We start from the raw sequence: 503 nt of genomic DNA, 5'->3' as shown, positions 1-503 counted from the left end.
CAATTGATGGATGAATTCTTTCTGATTTTGGACAGACTGGTCCCGTAAATCAATCTGTTCTTTTTTAATCATATGCATAGCTTCTACTCCAGAAAGAATGGATGTAGCTGTGTCAAAGCATTTGAACCCTAGCATAGAACGGATTCGTTTCTTGATAAAGCGATGATCTTGTTCTACTATATTATTCAAGTACTTTTGTTGTCTAAGTCGCATACCGTTAGGTATGCTTTTTTCTTTTTTCAACTGTTCAATTGCTATAGGATAAGCTGGATTCTTGTCGACTGTTATAACACGAGGCTTTGAAACATGAAAAGACCGCAAAGCTTTCTTGAAAAAGCGCTTTGCAGCCTTCTGATCTCTTGTTTTGCTTAGGCAAAAATCGATTGTGCTTCCTGTCGAATCAACAGCACGATACAGGTACATCCATTGCCCTTTTACTTTGATATATGTTTCATCGACTCTCCAAGAGTCATTTGTTTGTTTGAGGTAACGTCGGATCCGTT

Annotated in this window: 1 protein-coding gene; it reads right to left on the bottom strand. The window is 38.0% G+C overall.

Going from position 1 to position 503, the window contains the following annotated elements; translation table 11 throughout:
* The coding region (locus FT637_RS29620; protein WP_193649261.1) for an IS6 family transposase at positions 1-503 on the bottom strand (503 nt) is incomplete at both ends.

It is taken from the genome of Bacillus cereus (genome assembly GCF_015071065.1).
Lineage (GTDB): Bacteria > Bacillota > Bacilli > Bacillales > Bacillaceae_G > Bacillus_A > Bacillus_A cereus_BA.
This window is presented reverse-complemented; position numbering and strand designations above follow the sequence as displayed.